Below are 16,588 nucleotides of genomic sequence, written 5' to 3' on the forward strand. Positions count from 1 at the left end.
TGTGTTGCAACCGTACCACGGCGCGGGACCAGCTCCTGATCAGCCGCTTCCTGAGCCCTTCGAGCTGCTGGGGCTCGGGCTGGGACTCGCGCTCGGGGTGGCGCTCTTGCCGGCGCCCTTGTCGCCCGTCTTGCCCGCTCCGGAACTGCCGCCGGCCTTGTCCGCCTTGGCCTGCGCGTCCTCGGCCCGCTTCAGCGCGTCCTGAAGGTTCTTCTGCGCCTCGCCGTACGCCTTCCAGTCACCCTTCTTGAGGGCTTCCTGTCCGTCGTCGAAGGCCTTCTGCGCGTCGTCGAGCGCGGCCTGGACCGTCGGGTTGCCCGACGCGGGCGGCTTCGTGGTGCCCTGGTCCGGCGGCTCGGTCGAACTCTCCGCCCCGAAGACCTTGTTGAGCGCCTGGCCCAGCGTGTCCTCGAAGGCGGTGCTGCCGCCGTAGGTCACCAACACCTTGCGCAGCAGCGGGTACTTGAGATCGCCGCCGCGGACGTAGACCGGTTCCACATAGAGCAGTCCGCCGTCGAGCGGCACCGTCAGCAGGTTGCCGTACTCGACCTCCGAGTCGCCGCCTCTGAGGAGCCTGATGGACTCGGCGATGGACGGCTCGGAGTTGAACTGGCTCTGCACCCGTTTGGGTCCGTCGACCGTTCTGCCGGTCGGCAGCTTCAGAACGCTGATCTTGCCGTAACCGGGCGTCCCCGCCTCGGCGTTGACCGACACGAACGCGCTCAGGTTGTCCCGGCCGTTCGGCGTCATCGTCGTCGTCAGCGAGAACGCCTGCGACGACTGTCCCGGCAGTTTCATGCTCAGGTAGTACGGCGGCACCGCGCTGCCCGACTTGTTCGTCGGGTCGTCCGGGACCTGCCACACCTCGCTGCCGCTCAGGAACGTCTGGGCGTCCTTCACGTGGTAGCGGGTGAGCAGTTCACGCTGGACCTTGAACAGGTCCTGCGGGTAGCGCAGATGGGCCATCAGCTCCGGCGAGATCGACTTCTCCGACTTCACCGTGCCCGGGAACGCCTTCATCCAGGTCTTCAGGACAGGGTCCTCGGTGTCCCACTGGTAGAGCTTGACGTCGCCGGTGTACGCGTCGACGGTCGCCTTCACCGAGTTGCGGATGTAGTTGACCTGGTTCTGCTGGGCCACCACCGCGCGCTGGTTGTTGGCCGCCGTCAGCGAGTCCGCCGTGGTGTCGCCGAGCGTGGTGCGCGAGGCGTACGGATAGCCGTTGGTCGTGGTGTACGCGTCGACGATCCACTGGATCTTCCCGTCGACGACCGCCGGATAGGCGTCACCGTCGATGGTCAGCCAGGGGGCCACCGCCTCGACCCGCTCCTTGGGCGTGCGGTTGTAGAGGATCCGCGAACCCTCGCCGATCGCGCCCGAGTACATGATCTGCGGCTCGCCGAACGCCACCGCGTACGCGGCCCGGTTGACCGGACTCGCGAGGCTGACGCCGCTCTTGCCCTTGTAGCTGGTGGTCTTCTCACCGCTGTCGTCGGAGTAGTCGATCTCCTTCTGGGGACCGCCGACGATCGAGTACTGGGTGGTCTTCTCGCCGTAGTAGACCTGTTGCTTGTACGACCCGAGGTCGCCCTTGGAGGGCAGGTTGTACTCGGTGAAGACCGGGCGGCCCTCTTCGGCCGTGGTGCCCTTGGCCGCGACGACGCCGTATCCGTGCGTGTACCGGAAGTGGTCGTTGATCCAGTTGCTCTTCGGGATGCCCGCGAGGTTCAGCTCGCGCAGACCGAGGACGGTGTCCTGCTCCTTGCCGTCCTTGCTGTACCGGTCGACGTCCAGGTTCGACGGGAAGCCGTAGTAGTTCCGCACCTGCTGGAGCTGCTGGAAGGTCGGCGACACGATGTTCGGGTCCATCAGGCGGATGCTCGCGACGGTGTCGGCGTCGTCACGCAGCTCGGCCTTGTCCTTGGTGTCGCTCGCCCCCGGGTAGTCCTGCACGTCGGTGCCGGCGATCCCGTACGCCTCGCGGGTCGCCTTGAGGTTCTTCTCGACGTACGGCGCTTCCTTGGCCTGCTCGTTGGGCTCGACCTGGAACTTCTGGACTATCGCGGGGTACAGGCCGCCGATGAGGACGGCCGAGAGCACCATGAGGCCGAAGCCGATCACGGGCAGCTGCCAGGTGCGCCGCCACAGCGTCGCGAAGAAGAGCAGCGCGCAGATGACTGCGATGCAGAACAGGATCGTCTTGGCGGGCAGATACGCGTTCGCGTCGACGTAGCGCAGGCCCGTCCAGTTGCCGGTCGCCTTGAAGTCACTGGACTTCACCGCGAGCCCGTACCGGTCGAGCCAGTAGGCGACCGCCTTCAGGGCGACGAAGACGCCGAGGAGCACCGAGAGGTGTCCGGTGGCCGCGGCCGTGGCACGCGCTCCGGGGCTGGTGATCCGCAGACCGCCGTACAGGTAGTGCGTGAGGGCGGCGGCGATCAGCGAGAGCACGGCGGCGGCGAAGCCGAAGCCGAGCAGGAAGCGGTACCAGGGCAGGTCGAAGGCGTAGAAGGAGACGTCGAGGTGGAACTGAGGGTCCTTCTGGTGGAAGGGCACTCCGTTCACCCACATCAGCCACGTGCGCCACTGGCCCGAGGCGGACGCGCCGGCGATCAGTCCCACCAGGGACGTGATCGCGAGCAGCAGCCAGCGCTTGTAGGGCGCGATGCCCATGCGGTACCGGTCGAGGCTCTGCTGCTCCATCGACATGGCGCTCAGCGGCGGGCGCAGCCGGTGCGCCAGCCAGATGTTGAAGCCCACGGCGGCCGCCATCAGCAGACCGAAGACGAAGAAGAGCCCGATCTTGGTCCACAGGGTGGTGGTGAAGACCGACGAGTAGTGGACCGAGCGGTACCAGAGCCAGTCCGTCCAGAACCCCGCGAACATGACGAAGGCCATGGCCAGTACGGCCAGCACGCCCAATGTCATGAGCAGGGTCCGGACACGCCGGGACGGCCGGCCCACTCTGATCCGCGGCCCCGTCGGGCCTCCGCCGCGGTCCGGCATCTGGAAAGCCAAGGTGCGCACCTCGAAGTCGCTGTCGATTCCGTCAGGCCCCCATGTCGGTGGACCGTCAGTAAGGCTCCGCGATCGGGGAGCCTCATCTATGCAACTTACTCACGCTTTACTCGGTTCCCGATTCAGGTCACGAACGAGGCAGGATTGTGACCATGTCCAACACTCCCATGGCAGCGAGCCCCCTGACCCGGGCCGTACTCGAGATCGACGAGTACGCCTCCGGCCTCGGCTGGGACCAGCCCGCCCGCCTCTTCGCCCTCGTAGACACCGCACGGCTGCGGGCCCAGGAGCCCGGCCTCGCCGCTCAGCTCGGTCTGGAGCACGAGCAGGAGACCACCGGTCTCACCCCCGTCGAGCAGGACGAGATCCCTGCCGGCAAGCCGCTGGACGAGTTCCTCGGCACCATCGCCTGGCCCGACGCCGTCGTCGGCTGCGCGCTCACCGTGGAACGACTGATGCTGCCGCCGTCCGCGGAGGCCGCGGTCCCGGAGGGTCTCAGCGGCAAGAAGCTCACCCAGTGGGTCGCCGCGCACCCGGACCGCCAGGAGGTGCGCATGACCGTCGGCGTCCTGCGGGACGGCACCCGCGACTCGGCGGTGCGGCTGCGCGAGAAGGACGCGGCGACGGAGGTGCTCACGGGCGCGGGCCTCGTGCCGGGGCTCGCGGAGGCGCTGTCGGCGACGTTCGCGGACTGATCCGCGCACGGACGTGATTGGGGGCGCCCCGCGGTTCGCGGGGCGCCCCCGGTCACGGACGGGCGGTGTCCGTCAGCCCTTGGCGGTGCACGAGGGCAGGTCGGAGGTCCGGCCCGCGCTGATGTCCTTGAGGGCCTTCATCGCGTCGTCGATCGTGTCGACCTTGACCAGCCTGAGCCCGTCCGGGGTGTCCTTGGCGGCCTCGGCGCAGTTGTCCTTGGGCGTCAGGAAGTACTGGGCGCCCTTGCTGCGCGCGCCGACGGTCTTCATGTCGATGCCGCCGATCGGGCCGACCTTGCCGTTGTCGTCGATGGTGCCGGTGCCGGCCACGAACTTGCCTCCGGTGAGGTTCCCCGGGGTGAGCTTGTCCACGATGCCGAGCGAGAACATCAGACCCGCGCTCGGGCCGCCGACGTCGGCGAGCTTGATGTCGATGGTGAACGGGAACGTGTGGTCGGTCCCGGCCGAGATCCCGACGACGGCGCGGTCGGTGCCGCTGTCGTCGGACTTGACCGTGGTGATCGTCACATCCTTGGTCGCGGTCGCCGTCCGGTGCTCCTTCGTCGCGGCGGCCTGCTCCTTGGCGGGCACGATCCTGAACACGACCTTGTTCCCGGGCTTGTGCTTGGTGACGAGCTTCGCGACGTCGTCGGGCTCCTTCACGACCGTGCCGTCGACGGCCTTGATCACGTCACCGGCGTGCAGCCGCCCCTCGGCCGGGGCCCCCTTGACGACGGTGGAGACGATCACCCAGGACTTCACGGGGATGCCCAGCTCCTTCAGGGCGGACACCTTGGCGCTCTCCTGGGACTGGCTGAACTCCTCGGCGTTCTCCTGCGTCGACTGCTGCTCGGTCTTGCCGTCCGGGTAGAGCGTGTCGTGCGGCACGATCTTGCTGTCGTGCGCCAGCCATCCGTACACGGCCTCGACGAGGTTCATGTTGTAGTCGGCGCTCGTGACCCGGACCGTGGTCATGTTCAGGTGCCCGGTCGTCGGGTACGTCTTGCGGCCCGAGATCTGCAGCACCGGCTCACCGTCGTGGTCGCCCAGCGTGTTCACCGTGGGACCCGGTGACATCTCCGAGTACGGCACTTTGATGAACACTCCCGCGCACAGGAGCGCGATCAGGATCAGAGTGGAGGCGAGCATCGTCGCGGTGCGGCGTGGCATGGAACGACAGTACGGGACGGTGGTGTAAGCGCACCGTCGGGGCCGTCCGTACGTGATGGGCCCGAAGCCCGCCCGAAAGGCGCGAATGCCGTGTTCCGGGCGATGGTCCGAGGTGTTCCGCACGGTTCCGGGCCGGCCGGACAGGTCCGTGCCGACCGGCAACCGGGACACGACCCGTCGAACACCTGGACGCTCGCGCGAGCGCGGGCCCACCCGGGCGGGGCGCAGCGGCTCCGGCTCACGCCCGGACGCGTCGCGCGGGCGCGGGGGTGACGGACCGGTGGCCTCAGACCGCGTCGGAGTGGGACTTCTCCCGGACGCCGGTCCGCTCCATGGCCTCACGGAAGCGCGTGTATCCGGCGAGCTCGACACCGTCTCCCGCGGCCTTGCGATTCCGGCCGGCCCAACTGCCCCACAGACCGGCACCGATCGCGGCCATCAGCGGAATCAGCAACCAGGCAAGAGCCGCCATGTCGACCTCCCATCCCCACGAGCGACCGCAACTGACTGATCAGCAGATTTGACATCTGCACTGTTCAGCAGATTAACCATCCGCACTGTCAACGCTCACGGCAGGGCCCTGGTTACGCAACCGGACGGTGGTGAGAAGTCGGTCAGCCCCCGGTGAGCCTCCGGCGCCGGGCGGTCCCGCGGGTCTCAGCAGGCGCCGACCCATTCCTGCGTGCCGTCGGAGAACCTCTGGTGCTTCCAGATCGGCACCTCGTGCTTGAGGTCGTCGATGAGCATGCGGCAGGCCTCGAAGGCCTCGCTCCGGTGCGGGCACGACACGGCGACGATCACGGCCAGGTCCCCGACGCGCAGGTCGCCCACCCGGTGGACGGCGGCCAGGGCCCGTACCGGATAGGCGGCGGCCACCTTCTCCGCGACACGGCGCATCTCCGCCTCGGCGGTGGGGTGGGACGAGTACCCGAGCTCGTCGACGTCGGCGCTGGCGTCGTGATTGCGTACCGTCCCCACGAACAGCGCGGTCCCCCCGGCGGCGTCGTCCCCCACGGCCTTGAAGACCTCGTCCAGGGAGAGCGGTTCGTCGCGGATCGCCAGGAGCCGGACCGGATCCTGCGCGGCCCGCTCACCGGGGTGGTCATAGGTAGGTGCCATGCCCCCATCGTGCCGCACCCCGCCGACCCCGTGGAACACGGCTTTCACCCGGCACGCGCGCGTTCCGCTCGGAGCCTCCTCCAGGACACCCGGGCGCGCCGTGCGGCAGCGGGTCGTGGGCTCGAGCGACCACGCGCCGGCGCGACCCGGCTCAACGCGGCACCGCGCGACCTGGCTCCGCGCGACCCGGTTCGGCCCGGTTCCGGGCAGCTCCGGGCAGCTCCGGGCAGCTCCGAGAAACCCGGCTCCCGGGCGGCACCGCACGACCCGGCTCCGCGCGACACGCCCGGTTCGCGCGACACGCCCGGTTCGCGGGGTGGGCCCGCAAAAGCACCGGCCATGCCGGGCCGCCGTCCGCCCCGGTGACACGGCGGCGCGGCACCGGTCTCAGAACCTGCGCCGGGCCTTCCGGGCCCGGCGGACCACCGCCGCCGCGCCGAGCAGCGCCACCGTCGCGCCCGCCGCGCCCGCCGCCGTCGCGTCCTTGCGTCCCAGCCGCCGGCCGGCCACCGTGTGCCGCCCCGCGACCTCCTCCAGCAGCTCCGCCAGGACCTCCTCGTTGGTCCAGCGCGGGCGCCACCCGGCGTCGTGCAGCCGGCTCCCGCTCACCACCCAGGGGTACATCGTGTAGGCGAGGTCTCCGGCGGGCGAGGGCGTGAGCCCGATCCGGTGGAGCCGGGCGGCGGCGCCCAGCGCGACCGCGGACGGCAGCTCCATCCGCCGGATCCCGCTCAGCTCCTCCACCTCCTCCTGCTCCAGCCACCCGTCGCAGCCGACGGCCAGCTCGCCCTCGACCTTCTCGACGACCGCGTACTCCAGGGCGGCACACAGGTCCTCGACGTGGCAGAACTGCCAGGCGGGCCTCGATCCCGTCACCACCAGGAGCCGGGGAGACTCGAAGTACCTGGTCAGCGCGGTGTCCGTACCGCCGCCGACGAGTACCGCGGGCCGTACGACGGTCACGTTCAGCCCCGGGTGCGCCCGCGGCGCGCGGCGGGCGAGCCGCTCGATCTCCAGCAGGTCGCCGACGCCCGTCGCCTCGGCCGTCGCCCGCAGTTCGGCGTCCTCGGACAGCGGCAGTTCGTTGTCGGGCAGCGCTCCGTAGACCATCGCCGACGTGCACAGCACCACCCGGTGGACCCCGGCCGCCGCGGCGGCGGTGAGCACGGTCTGCGTCCCCCGGACGTTGTAGGCGGTCCGGGCCGCCGCGTCCGTCTCCAGATCGAGGTCGAGCGCCAGATGGACCACGACGTCCGCGCCGCGCAGCTTCTCGGCGATCGCCGGGTCCCGGACGTCCAGGATGTGCCACTGGGCGTCGGCGCACTCGCCGCGCCGCTCGTCGATGGCGACGACCTGCTTGATCTCCTCGCTGGCGGCCAGGCGCTCGGTGAGCAGCGCCCCCACACCGCCCGCGGCGCCGGTGACCGCGACGACGGGGCCGCGCGAGGCTGGGCTGGTTGAGTGGTTTCGCGCTGCGCGAACCTGCGGATCTGGGGAACTCACCGGGCGTCTCCAGCGGTTGTCTTCAGTAATGGGCGCGTGTGACGCGCCCCTACCAGGTGGCATCCATCCTGCCGCAGGCGACGAGTCGGCGAAGCACCGAGGCCCGATCGGGTTCAGGTGTCTACGCTGGGTGGTGTTGTGGGCAGCCGCCGTCGGAACGAACCGGCGGCCTTACCAGCCGAGGAATCCCGTGAGTGACACCCCATTCGGATTCGGCCTTCCGCCGGAGGAGCCGGAGCACGGCGACGAGGGCAAGAAGAAGGACCAGCAGAGCGGCGGTGGTCAGGGACCGTTCGGTTTCGGGCTGCCCGGAGCCGGCGGACCCGGAGCCGACAATCCGCTCGCAGCCATGTTCGGTTCGATGAACCCCAACGACCTGGGCGCCGCGTTCCAGCAGCTGGGGCAGATGCTCTCGTACGAGGGCGGACCGGTGAACTGGGACATGGCCAAGCAGATCGCCCGGCAGACGGTCGCGCAGGGCACGTCCGACGGCACCAAGGACGCGAGCGTCGGCCACGCCGAGAAGCTCGCGGTCGAGGAGGCCGTCCGTCTGGCCGATCTGTGGCTGGACGACGCCACCTCCCTGCCGTCCGGCGCGGCCTCCGCGCTGGCCTGGAGCCGGGCGGAGTGGGTCGAGGCGACCCTGCCGGTGTGGAAGGAACTCGTCGACCCGGTCGCCGAGCGGGTCGGCGCGGCCATGGGCGACGTGCTGCCCGAGGAGATGCAGGCCATGGCGGGCCCGCTGATCGGGATGATGCGCTCCATGGGCGGCGCCATGTTCGGTACGCAGATCGGCCAGGCCGTCGGCGTGCTCGCGGGCGAGGTCGTCGGCTCGACCGACATCGGTCTGCCGCTCGGCCCGGTCGGCAAGGCCGCGCTGCTGCCGCTGAACATCGAGTCGTTCGGCAAGGACCTGAGCGTCCCCCAGGAGGAGGTGCGGCTCTACCTCGCCCTGCGCGAGGCCGCCCACCAGCGCCTGTTCGCGCACGTGCCGTGGCTGCGCTCGCACCTGTTCGGCGCAGTCGAGGGATACGCGCGCGGGATCAAGGTCGACACCGCGAAGCTGGAGGACGTGGTCGGCCAGTTCGACCCGCAGAACCCCGAGGAGCTGCAGCAGGCACTCCAGCAGGGCATGTTCCAGCCGGAGGACACGCCGGAGCAGAAGACGGCGCTGGCCCGTCTGGAGACGGCGCTCGCACTGGTCGAGGGATGGGTGGACGCGGTCGTCCACTCGGCGGCCAAGCCGCGGCTCTCGTCGGCCGACGCGCTGCGCGAGACGCTGCGCCGCCGCCGCGCCACGGGCGGTCCGGCCGAGCAGACGTTCGCCACGCTGATCGGACTGGAGCTGCGCCCGCGCCGGCTGCGCGACGCCTCGCGCCTGTGGGCCTCGCTCACCGACGCGCGCGGTGTGGACGGCCGGGACGGCCTGTGGGCCCACCCGGACATGCTGCCGACGGCGTCCGACCTGGACGACCCGGACGGCTTCGTGCACCGCGAGCACATGGACTTCTCCGAGCTCGACAAGATGCTCGGCGAGGCCGCGAGCGGCACCGCCGAGAAGCCGGACCTGAAGAAGCACGACGGCTCCGAGGACTCCGGCAAGGGCGACGACGCCGAGTGAGCCTGTACGACGACGCGGTCCTCGTGCTGAAGGACCACGAGGGCCAGGAAGAGCTGCGCCAGGTCTATCTGGACCATCTGTCCGGGCATCCGGACGGGATGTGGAAGTCCTGTCATGCCGGGCACCTCACGGCGAGCGCGCTGGTGATCGATCCGTCACGCGGGCGCGTCCTGCTGACGTTGCACCGCAAGCTCCGGATGTGGCTGCAGATGGGCGGGCACTGCGAGCCGGGCGACGCGACCCTGGCCGAGGCCGCCCTGCGCGAGGCACTGGAGGAGTCTGGCGTCGAGGGCCTGACCCTGTTGCCGGGCGGCCCCGTGAGGCTGGACCGGCACGCCATCCCGGCACCGTGTCACTGGCATCTGGACGTCCAGTACGCCGCCCTCGCCCCGGTCGAAGCCGCCCCGGCCATCAGCGAGGAGTCCCTGGACCTGCGGTGGTTCGCCTACGACGAGGTCGCCGAGGTGGCCGACGAATCGGTCGTACGGCTCCTGGAAGCGGCCCGCGCCCGGCTGTGACCGCCGCGACGGACCCCGATGGGTGAGGGGCGACCGCCCAGGGCGGTCGCCCCTCACCTCTGCTCGACGGACCGGCGTACCCCGTACCTCTGGCTCAGAGGACCGCCGTATTCCGTACGTCAGAGGACCGTCGTACTCCGTACGGCGGAACGCTCAGCTCCAGACATTGCCCTGGTTCTGCGCGTGCACGCCCTGCTGGCCCATGCCGTACTGGGCCCGCAGCCCCTGCCCGATCACCGCGTTCTGCGGCGGCAGCAGTTCACTGGGCTGCACGAGCGCGTAGCCGGTGCCCATGAAGCTGAGTTCCCAGCCCTCACCGGTGTTGCCGCGGCGCCGCCACACCCCGGAGGAGTGGGTCTGGGCCTGCATCTGCACGCGCAGACCGGTGGACCACGCGACGATCGCGTCGGCGTCGCAGTTGACGTACCGGTCCGGGGTGACCTGCATCATCAGCGGCGACCCGGAGGTCACCAGCGCGACCTTGCCGCGCCCGGTGATGTTGAGCTGGTACTTGCCGGAGCCGGAGATGCCGTACTGGCTGTCCACGGCGATGACCTCGTGGTGCAGCCCGGAGTCCATCGCCAGCACATAGCTGCTGTCGACGGTGAGGCCGTCCTGGTCGACGTCGAGGACGTGCACGTGCTGGCCGAGGTTGGCGAGGTAGACCGTGCCCTGCCCGTGGCAGCGCATGAGGTCGAGGCCCTCACCGGTGTACGCACGCGCCCGGTGCTGGCTGTTGTTCTGGTACTCGGCGTCGAACTCGACGAGACCCTGGTACGCGACCATGGTGCCCTTGCGGGCGAGGATGTCGTCGTGCCCCTCCAGGACGATGCGCAGCATCTGCGCGTTCTGCAGGCTGTAACGGTCCTGGGTCTGCTGCTCGTTGTAGCCGAAAAGCGGGCTCTGCATGATGTCCTGCTTCCCCTCAGCCCCGGAACCGGAGGCGGTCGGTGCTGTCCTCGCTGGGCTGGACGACGACGATGCCCTGCCCGGAGAACGCCATCTGGAACGCCTCGCCGCTGCCGCGTCCGATCAGCGACTGCGCCTTGAAACTGCGCTTGCCCTTCACCTTGAGGTTCGGGGACCAGGCGACGAGCGCGTCCGGGTCGACGTACGTCTCGTCCTCACCGCCGCCGCAGTCGACGACGATCGGCTTGCCGCGGGAGGTCAGCGCCACCCAGCCCTGACCGGAGATCTTGGTGTTCCACAGACCCTGCCCGGCGAACTTGGCGAGCCCCTTGACCCGCTCGACACCCCAGGTGAGGTGGGCGTCGAAGGCGAGCAGATTGGTCGCGTTGACGGAGATCGCGTCACCGTTGAGGTTGATGACGACGACGTTCGCCCCGTAGTCGGCGAGGTAGAGCAGGCCGTCGCCGGAGCACTTCATGAGGGGTGCGCCCTCGCCGGTGATCCAGTCGCGGGCGATCTGGCGTACGGCGGGCGGGTTGGGCTCGTACTGGACGAACCCTTCGTAGGCGACCATCGACCCCACGCGCGCGAGGAGGTCGTTCCCGGTCTGCATGGCGACCTTCAGCATGTGATTGCCGTGGTTCTCCATGCGCGCGGTGACGGGTGCAGGGGCGAAGCCCGCGAGTGGCTGGTTCATGACGGGCTCCCTCAGACCTCGTACGGCTGGACGACGACGAAATTGCCGGGCGCGGCGCGGAACTGGAGGTTCACGCTCTCCCCGGTGTCACCGGCGTAGGCGTTGCGGCGCATCCTCACCTGGCTGGAGACGATGACCTGCGCGGCGGCGGACCAGGCGACGACGGCGTTGCAGTCGGCGAACGTCGTGGGGGTCACCGGCAGGACGACAGGGGCGCCGTGCGTCTTGACGACGATGGTGCCCGTCCCCTGGAACTGCATCGTGAAGAGCGCGCCCCCGGGGATGCCGTGTCCTTCGATGCGGCGGACCTCGTACTGGAGGGACTCGTCGAAGGCGAGGACGCTCTCCGCGGAGACGCAGATCGCGTCCCCCTGGAGTTCGATGGGGTGCACGTGGGTGGCGTTCTCGGCGAAGAACACCTGGCCCTGGCCGGTGCAGCGCATCAGCTGCATCTCCTGGCCGGTCGCGCTGCCGACGAGCCGGCCAGCGAATCCGGCGCCCTTGTAGCTGAAGTCGACCTTGCCCTGGTACAGCACCATGCTGCCCTGGCGGGCCAGTACGGGCTGACCGCCGACACCGAGGTCGACGCGGATGAGCTTCTTGTTCTGCGGGGTCCAGCGCTGACCTGTGGGCGTCTCCTTGAAGGCGCCCAGCGCGGCGGCCACACCGGCTCCGCCCTGCGGAGCACCCTGGGGCGCGCCGTAGGGGGAGGGAGCGCCGGGCTGGCCCGGGTACTGCCCGGGTGCCTGGCCCGGGATCTGGCCGTACGGCGGCTGCTGGCCGTAGCCGGGGGGCGCCGTCGGGGGCTGACCGTATCCGGGAGCGGCCGGTGCCTGCTGGCCGTAGCCGGGCGGCATGTGGGCCGTCTGGCCGGGCTGCTGACCGTAGCCGGGCGGCGGACCGGGCGGCTGTCCGTAGGGCGCGGGGCCCGGCGGCGGGACGGTACCGCCCGGCGGGGTGTGCAGCGGCGCCACGATCGTCGGCGCGCCGTGCATCGAGGGCGCGGGGGCGGGCGTGGGAGCGTGCGGCACGCCACCGGGGGGCGGCGCGAAGCCCTGCGCGGGCGCCGGAGCGGGAGGCGCGGGAGCGGGCGCCGGGGGCGCGCCGAACGCGGGCGGGGCGAAGGACGGAGCCGCGCCGGACTGCGGCTGCGGGGCGGCGGCAGGCTCCTCCTCGGCGACCTCGCCGCCGAAGTTCTTCAGCAGCGCGTCGAGGCCGCCGTCGAAGCCCTGTCCCACCGCGGCGAAGCGCCAGACGTCCTTGAGGTAGAAGTCGCCCAGCATCACGGCGCGCTCGGTGGAGAACTCGGCACCGCTGAACGCGTACCGGGCCACCTCCTCGCCGCCCGCGACGACGCGGAGGTATCCGGGGGCGATCTGCGACATCTGTCCGGCGCCGTCGATCGTCGCCGTGAACGACAGCTTCTGGATCTGCGCCGGAATCCGGTCGAGGGTGATCCGGAAGGACTCCGTGTCGCCCGACTGCGCGCCGAGCAGCTGGATGGACTCCTCGGGGGACTTCGGCTGGTTGAAGAAGACGAAGTACCGGTCGTCCGACAGCCGTTCGTCGGCGTCCAGGCCGAAGCAGCTGATGTCGAAGGTGAGTCCGGGGCCGGTGATCTGCACACCTACGTACAGATCCGTGCCCGCGGTGAGGTCACTGATCTTGGCCTTGTGGCCGCGTTGGAATTCCCTGGCCATGCGTAACGACCGTCCCCCATCCCGAATGCGAGTGCGTCGCGCCAGGCTAACCGCAAAGTCCGGAAGTGGACGAAGCCGGTGCAGAGCCGGTACACAATCGCACTCCCGGCGGAACGGGACGGCCCCTACTCGTCGCGTGCCGCCGGAAGGTGGGGCAGCCGGTCCGCGGCGACGACGCCCTCGAGATAGCCACGGGCGCGCTCGGTACGCGGATAGGCCTCCAGGAGCCGCCAGAAACGGGGCCCGTGGCCGGGTACGAGCAGATGGGCGAGCTCGTGGAGAAGGACGTAGTCGACGACGTACTCGGGCATGCCCTGCAGCCGGTGCGACAGACGGATGCTGCCCTCGGCCGGGGTGCAGGAGCCCCAGCGGGTGTTCTGGTTGGTGACCCAGCGCACCGACGAGGGCCGCGCCCTGCCGTCGAAGTAGTGGGCCGACAGCCGCTCGGCGCGCTCGGCCAGCTCGGTGTCGCCGAGAACGCGCCGGCTTTCCTGGGCGGCCAGTTTGTCGAGCATGACGGTCACCCAGCGCTTCTCCTCCGCCTCGGACATCCGGGCGGGGATGAGTACGACGGTGCGGTCGCCCTCGCGGTACGCGGAGACCGTTCTGCGCCGTCGGGCGCTCCTGCGGACCTCGATCGCGCTCGCCCCCGAGCCGCTCGGCGGCGGGCTCGTCGTGCTGCGCTGTGATGTCGCGGCGCTGTGCGGTGGGTCGGCGGGCACGCCCCGACGTTACCTGCTGCGCAGGGGGGAAGTCCCGCCCCCGGGACGGTTCTCTGCGGATCCGCGCTCTGCCCGTCCGATTCGTACGACGAACGGTGCCGTCTGTGGACAAGTTTCGGCGGGGTCCGGCGGGCACGGGCATGCTGGCATTCGGTCCGCGCTGCGGGAGTGCGCCGCGGACATACGGGGACGTACTACGGATCTACGGGGGTAGGTCATGCATCCGATCGTGAAGCCCGCTCTGCGGCGCGGCTGGCGGGATCTCAACACCGTGCAGTTCGGCATGACACCGGCGCACGCGATGGTGCTGGGCCCGATGGACACGGCGACCGGCAGCTTCCTCGAACTGCTCGACGGGACACGCGGAATGCCGCTGTTGCGCACGCAGGGGCGCGAGATGGGGCTGCCCGACGGCCACGTCGACACCCTGGTGGACCGGCTGGCCGGGTCCGGTCTCCTGGACGACACGACCGGAGGCGGTCCGGCCGCGCATGCCCTGCGCGAGAAGAAGGAGGTCATGGACCGGCTGCGCCCGGACCTCGCCTCCCTCTCCCTGGTCGCCCGCGAGCCGGACGGGGCCGTCGGGCGCCTGGCGGCCCGCCGCAGCCTGCGCGTTCAGGTGCGGGGCGCCGGCCGGGTGGGAGCCGGCCTGGCCGCGCTGCTCGCGGGCGCGGGTGTCGGCGAGGTCGAGGTGCGTGACGTCGGCCGCGTCGAGCCATGGGACGTGGCACCGGGCGGGCTTTCCGTCGAGTCCGTCGGGGAGCGCCGCGAGGACGCCGCCCGGCGGGCGGTGCGCCGGGCCGCCCCGGACCGTCCGCCCCGCGTCTCCGGCGAGGAGAGGGCGGGGGAAGAGACGCGCGGACTGTCCCTCGTGATCATCGCTCCCCGGGACGGTCTCGCCGTCCACGCGCCGGACCCCGCGTCGGCCGAGGGTCTGATCATCTCGGGGACGCCCCATCTGTACGCGGGGGTCGTCGAGGCGACCGGAGTCGTGGGACCCCTGGTCCTGCCCGGCGACACCGGCTGCGCGGGCTGTCTGGACCAGCGGCGCACCGACCGGGATCCGGCCTGGCCGCGTCTGGTCGCGCAGTGGCGCTCCGGGCGGCAGCGCCGGGTGGCCGCGTGCGATCTCGCCCTGGCCGCCGCGGTCGCCGGACTCGCCGCGAGCCACGCTCTCACCTTTCTGGACGGAGATCCGCCCGCCGCCGCGGGGACCCGCTGGGAGGCGTCGCTGCCCGGATGCGTGTGGCGTGCGGCACCGGTCCGGGCGCATCCCGCCTGCGCCTGTGGCACCGCGAGGAAAACAAATGGTGAGCGAACCCCCGAGGACGGCGAAGCGCACGAGACAATGGCGGGGCGACAGCCGCACGCGGCACAGCTTGCTGGGACCTGGAGGGCGCATGTCTGATCTTCCCCGGAAGGCGGTCACCCGGACCGCCAAACTGGCCGCGCTGCCACTCGGCTTCGCCGGGCGTGCTACCTGGGGACTCGGGAAGCGGATCGGCGGGAGATCGGCGGAGATCGTGGGCCGCGAGCTCCAGCAGCGCACGGCCGAACAGCTCTTCAAGGTCCTCGGGGAGCTGAAAGGCGGGGCGATGAAGTTCGGACAGGCACTGTCCGTGTTCGAGTCGGCACTGCCGGAGGAGATCGCGGGCCCTTATCGTGCGGCGCTGACGAAACTCCAGGAAGCGGCGCCTCCCATGCCGACACGCACGGTCCACTCCGTTCTGGAGGAGCGGCTCGGCGCGGACTGGGCCGAGCTGTTCGTGGAGTTCGAGGACAAGCCGTCGGCGGCGGCCTCGATCGGCCAGGTGCACCGGGCGGTGTGGCACGACGGCCGCGAAGTCGCCGTCAAGGTGCAGTATCCGGGGGCGGGCGAGGCCCTGCTGTCCGACCTGACCCAACTCGGCCGCTTCGCACGGCTGCTGGGACCCCTGATCCCCGGAATGGACATCAAGCCGCTCATCGCGGAGCTGCGCGACCGCGTCTCCGAGGAGCTCGACTACGGCCTCGAGGCACAGGCCCAGGCGGCGCACGCCGAGGAGTTCGCGGACGATCCGGATGTGCTGGTGCCCGCGGTGGTCCACCAGTGCGAGCAAGTTCTGGTGACGGAGTGGATCGACGGGGTGCCTCTGTCGGAGGTCATCGCCGACGGCACGCCGGAACAGCGGGACCGTGCCGGCCAGTTGCTGGCCCGCTTCCTCTTCTCGGGCCCCGCCCGCACCGGTCTGCTGCACGCCGATCCGCACCCGGGCAACTTCCGCCTCCTGCCGGACGAGAAAAGCGGCTGGCGTCTGGGGGTCCTGGACTTCGGCACGGTGGACCGGCTTCCCGGCGGTCTGCCCCAGCCGATCGGCGATTCCCTCCGCATGACCCTGGACGGTGACGCCGAGTCGGTCTATGAACTGCTCTGCGAGGAAGGCTTCGTGAAGGAGTCGATAGACCTCGAACCGGACGCCGTCCTGGACTATCTGCTGCCGATCATCGAACCGGCCGAGGTGGACGAGTTCACCTTCACCCGGGGCTGGATGCGCAGCCAGGCCGCCCGCATCGCCGACCCGCGTTCCCCCGCACACCAGTTGGGCCGGCAGTTGAACCTGCCGCCCGCCTATCTCCTCATACACCGGGTGACCCTGAGCACCATAGGCGTGCTGTGCCAGCTCGGTGCGACGGTCCGGCTGCGCGACGAACTGGAGGAGTGGCTGCCGGGGTTCGTGCCGGAGGAGGAGCTGGAGGACGAGGAGCTGGGCGAAGAGGTGTCGGCCGCCGAGGCTTGAGTCCGCGTCGCCGATCAGGCCTTCGGCATCGGGCGTCCGGGATCGGGCGTCCGGGATCGGCCCGACGGCATCGGACCTACGACGGCAGGGCGGCGACGGCTGTCGGCCGGGGGTGGCCGACGGGGGCGGGGGCGTCGGC

14 protein-coding genes are annotated in these 16,588 nt (G+C 70.7%); 5 read left to right on the plus strand and 9 right to left on the minus strand.

All coding sequences use genetic code 11. The features are described 5' to 3' along the window. Positions 1 to 39: 39 nt before the first annotated feature. Positions 40 to 3,006 (minus strand): UPF0182 family protein, encoded by a 2,967-nt coding sequence (locus ACH4S8_RS16965; RefSeq protein ID WP_398395056.1) that lies wholly within the window; start codon positions 3,004 to 3,006, stop codon positions 40 to 42. Between the two features lie 164 nt (positions 3,007 to 3,170). Between ACH4S8_RS16965 and ACH4S8_RS16970 the strand changes: the two genes are divergently transcribed. Then, positions 3,171 to 3,713, plus strand: a complete 543-nt coding sequence (locus ACH4S8_RS16970; protein ID WP_398394535.1) for a PPA1309 family protein — start codon at positions 3,171 to 3,173, stop codon at positions 3,711 to 3,713. Positions 3,714 to 3,785: 72 nt separating this feature from the next. Here the strand turns inward: ACH4S8_RS16970 and ACH4S8_RS16975 are convergent, their stop codons facing one another. The 4 genes from ACH4S8_RS16975 to ACH4S8_RS16990 all read right to left on the minus strand — a co-directional run bounded on the left by ACH4S8_RS16975 (position 3,786) and on the right by ACH4S8_RS16990 (position 7,505). Next, on the minus strand, positions 3,786 to 4,883 hold the full coding sequence (locus ACH4S8_RS16975; RefSeq protein WP_398394537.1) for a PDZ domain-containing protein: 1,098 nt from the start codon (positions 4,881 to 4,883) through the stop codon (positions 3,786 to 3,788). Positions 4,884 to 5,169: 286 nt separating this feature from the next. Beyond that, positions 5,170 to 5,355 carry a hypothetical protein gene (locus ACH4S8_RS16980; protein WP_384790359.1) on the minus strand — a complete coding sequence of 62 codons (186 nt, stop codon included), beginning with the start codon at positions 5,353 to 5,355 and terminating at the stop codon, positions 5,170 to 5,172. Positions 5,356 to 5,540: 185 nt separating this feature from the next. After that, on the minus strand, positions 5,541 to 6,002 hold the full coding sequence (locus ACH4S8_RS16985; RefSeq protein ID WP_398394540.1) for a molybdenum cofactor biosynthesis protein MoaE: 462 nt from the start codon (positions 6,000 to 6,002) through the stop codon (positions 5,541 to 5,543). 387 nt (positions 6,003 to 6,389) lie between these two features. Next, complete coding sequence (locus ACH4S8_RS16990; protein ID WP_398394542.1) at positions 6,390 to 7,505, minus strand: SDR family oxidoreductase; 1,116 nt, start codon at positions 7,503 to 7,505, stop codon at positions 6,390 to 6,392. Between the two features lie 190 nt (positions 7,506 to 7,695). Between ACH4S8_RS16990 and ACH4S8_RS16995 the strand changes: the two genes are divergently transcribed. Further along, complete coding sequence (locus ACH4S8_RS16995) at positions 7,696 to 9,126, plus strand: zinc-dependent metalloprotease (protein ID WP_398394544.1); 1,431 nt, start codon at positions 7,696 to 7,698, stop codon at positions 9,124 to 9,126. After that, positions 9,123 to 9,644 (plus strand): NUDIX hydrolase, encoded by a 522-nt coding sequence (locus ACH4S8_RS17000; RefSeq protein ID WP_398394546.1) that lies wholly within the window; start codon positions 9,123 to 9,125, stop codon positions 9,642 to 9,644. The genes ACH4S8_RS16995 and ACH4S8_RS17000 overlap by 4 nt, the downstream gene beginning before the upstream one ends. 153 nt (positions 9,645 to 9,797) lie before the next feature. On the opposite strand, the gene ACH4S8_RS17005 is transcribed toward ACH4S8_RS17000, so the two are convergent. From ACH4S8_RS17005 to ACH4S8_RS17020, 4 genes are all read right to left on the minus strand, one after another. Further along, the gene (locus ACH4S8_RS17005; protein WP_398394548.1) at positions 9,798 to 10,553 is read right to left on the minus strand and encodes an AIM24 family protein; all 756 of its coding nucleotides are present in this window, start codon (positions 10,551 to 10,553) and stop codon (positions 9,798 to 9,800) included. Between the two features lie 16 nt (positions 10,554 to 10,569). Next, positions 10,570 to 11,250: an AIM24 family protein gene (locus tag ACH4S8_RS17010; protein WP_398394550.1), complete on the minus strand. Its 681-nt coding sequence runs from the start codon at positions 11,248 to 11,250 to the stop codon at positions 10,570 to 10,572. Positions 11,251 to 11,261: 11 nt separating this feature from the next. Further along, positions 11,262 to 12,950, minus strand: coding sequence for a TerD family protein (locus ACH4S8_RS17015; protein WP_398394552.1), 1,689 nt, complete (start codon positions 12,948 to 12,950; stop codon positions 11,262 to 11,264). 125 nt (positions 12,951 to 13,075) lie between these two features. Beyond that, a complete protein-coding gene (locus ACH4S8_RS17020) occupies positions 13,076 to 13,672 on the minus strand; it encodes a M48 family metallopeptidase (RefSeq protein WP_398394554.1) in 597 nt (198 codons plus the stop codon). A gap of 217 nt (positions 13,673 to 13,889) precedes the next feature. Between ACH4S8_RS17020 and ACH4S8_RS17025 the strand changes: the two genes are divergently transcribed. Together ACH4S8_RS17025 and ACH4S8_RS17030 are read left to right on the plus strand one after the other, a co-directional pair. Further along, positions 13,890 to 15,080 carry a TOMM precursor leader peptide-binding protein gene (locus ACH4S8_RS17025; RefSeq protein ID WP_398394556.1) on the plus strand — a complete coding sequence of 397 codons (1,191 nt, stop codon included), beginning with the start codon at positions 13,890 to 13,892 and terminating at the stop codon, positions 15,078 to 15,080. Then, on the plus strand, positions 15,073 to 16,449 hold the full coding sequence (locus tag ACH4S8_RS17030; protein ID WP_398394558.1) for an ABC1 kinase family protein: 1,377 nt from the start codon (positions 15,073 to 15,075) through the stop codon (positions 16,447 to 16,449). Before ACH4S8_RS17025 ends, ACH4S8_RS17030 begins: the two co-directional genes overlap by 8 nt. The last annotated feature ends 139 nt before the right edge of the window (positions 16,450 to 16,588 follow it).

This window comes from Streptomyces sp. NPDC021080, assembly GCF_044333225.1.
In the GTDB taxonomy this organism is placed as follows: Bacteria; Actinomycetota; Actinomycetes; order Streptomycetales; family Streptomycetaceae; genus Streptomyces.